The sequence below is a fragment of the Bacillus sp. 05T31 genome, from assembly GCF_056396725.1.
In genome coordinates this window covers 1-1,968 of sequence record NZ_JBFTMA010000776.1, presented here as the reverse complement: position 1 = coordinate 1,968, position 1,968 = coordinate 1, and the positions used below count along the sequence as shown (strand labels likewise).

The 1,968-nt window shown below is 32.2% G+C and carries 3 protein-coding genes and 1 pseudogene; 2 read left to right on the top strand and 2 right to left on the bottom strand.

Annotated features, from left to right (window positions below; genetic code table 11):
* Positions 1 to 21 precede the first annotated feature (21 nt).
* Positions 22 to 254, top strand: a pseudogene (locus tag AC1DJR_RS28115) (DUF2642 domain-containing protein).
* 67 nt (positions 255 to 321) lie between these two features.
* Here AC1DJR_RS28115 and AC1DJR_RS28110 read toward each other — a convergent pair.
* On the bottom strand, positions 322 to 597 hold the full coding sequence (locus AC1DJR_RS28110; RefSeq protein WP_002166150.1) for a hypothetical protein: 276 nt from the start codon (positions 595 to 597) through the stop codon (positions 322 to 324).
* Positions 598 to 901: 304 nt separating this feature from the next.
* Between AC1DJR_RS28110 and AC1DJR_RS28105 the strand changes: the two genes are divergently transcribed.
* Positions 902 to 1,138, top strand: a complete 237-nt coding sequence (locus AC1DJR_RS28105) for a hypothetical protein (protein ID WP_131246108.1) — start codon at positions 902 to 904, stop codon at positions 1,136 to 1,138.
* Positions 1,139 to 1,273: 135 nt separating this feature from the next.
* Here AC1DJR_RS28105 and prsA read toward each other — a convergent pair.
* Positions 1,274 to 1,968: peptidylprolyl isomerase PrsA (gene prsA, locus AC1DJR_RS28100; RefSeq protein WP_477004060.1), on the bottom strand; the 695-nt coding region annotated here is incomplete at its 5' end.

Sequence of the window (1,968 nt, the reverse complement as noted above, 5' to 3'; positions counted from 1 at the left end):
GTTAGAAAGGAGTCCTATAGAATGAGTTGTTTGGAGGGAAATGACTTTAGTGAACAAAATATGGTAAGTGTACCTAATCCCTACGTATATTAGACATTACAATCGGTAATGGGTAAACATGTGGTTATTGAAGCTGTAAGAGGTAATGTAAGAGGAAAGTTAAAGAATGTGAACCGGATCATTTGCTCATTGAAGATAAGGTGCCGCATATTGTACGTATTCAACAAATTGTATGGATTATGCCAAAACAATGATCAAATTACATCTAGTTTGATTTATAACCGATTGGCGTCATAGACGCCCAAATAAAAATACAGGATTTTATCTCTGTGTTTCTTCAAATTTTCGTTTTTGAATATATGCTTGAGCATGAATGATTTCTTCCTGAAGTGCTTCTAATTCTTCCGTAGATCCTGATTCAATCCTCATATAAGTAGTAACTAAACTAATCATCATATCCATCTTCTCTACTATATTTTGAATGACCTGTTCAGATTGCTCTTTTTTAGGGTGTTGTATTGCTATTAATACATTTTCCATATAATTGTTCTTTCTTTGCTGGATATCATAAATAAACTGTTTTGTGTTTGAGTTCATTTGTTGTTCCTCCTTTTGGATATATTTTCATTCTATCATATTTGAATAGAAAATATTGGATTCCCCTAAATTCACACCTGTCTCGTATATCTCCACAAATATACAAACTAATTCCTTAACGTACAGGGAATAAATTGAAATACGTCAATTTAATGTCTAAATGTACAGTTTTCTTTTTTGGGTATGGTGCCCCCTAATAGCTTCAGTTGAATTTTGTATGCTTTTGTTACAAGAGATTAAGAAAGAATAGATGAGATATTGAAACGGAGTTACGGAAGGGCAAGATAATGTACTAGAACAATTAATAAACCGTCTTTCCGTAGTATGCCCTGAAAAAGAACGTGAAATATTAGCGGTGGATTTAAATGATATATATGAGAGTAGTGAAAGATTCGAAAAATTGCTTGAAAATATTATGAAATCTCAGCARAATAAAGACGACTTAATAGATATATTAATTGAAGTAGAGATAGAACTAGATCACATCAATTGGCATTATAAAAGTCTGAAGAAAAAGCTGAAAGTATTAATGAAAGAATAAAAGAAGTAGGCTGCTCAAGCAGCCTACTTCTTTATGTTGTCAATTTTGGTCGGTAAATCGATATATTCGAAAAAACGCCGATATAATCTCATTTACCATCATGCATACTGTTCAAAAAGTTTGCACCCTCGTTTTTTATTTCTCTTTCCCAAAAAGATGAGAAAATGTATCTTTCAAGTCACTATCGTTTATTTTAATATCCGCCTTTTTTAATTCATCTTGTAATAATTTTTGACCGAAGGAAGGGTCGGCAAGACGTTCTTCTTCTAAGTCTTTACGTATAGAGTCTTTCACTTTATCGTAAGGTTGTAAATCTTTTTTATCAGTTAGTTTAATAATGTGATAGCCGTTTGGTGATTTTACGGGATTGCTAATTTGGCCGGGCTTTAATTTGTAGGCAGCTTTTTCAAATTCAGGTGTCATTTTTCCTGCCCCGAAGTATCCGAGGTCTCCGCCATTATCTTTTGATGCTAAATCTTGAGATTCTTGTTTTGCTAATTCTTCAAATGAAGTGCCGGTATCTAATTTCTTCTTTATCTCTTTCGCTTCATTTTCGTTACTTACTAAAATGTGACTAGCTTTAATTTCTGGTTTATAGYGGTCTTTCACATCTTTTTCTGTAACGCTTTGTTTAATCGCTTCATTCAATGCAAGTTTGAATTTAATTTGATTTTTGAAATCTTCTTCATCTTTTAAACGATTATTTTCTAGTGTTGCTTTGAATTGTTCTCCATATTGATCTTTTGCTTTTTCTACTTCTTTATCTACTGCATCATCAGATACTTTATATTTTTTAGTAATAACATCTTGTGCTACCATTTCGTATAGCG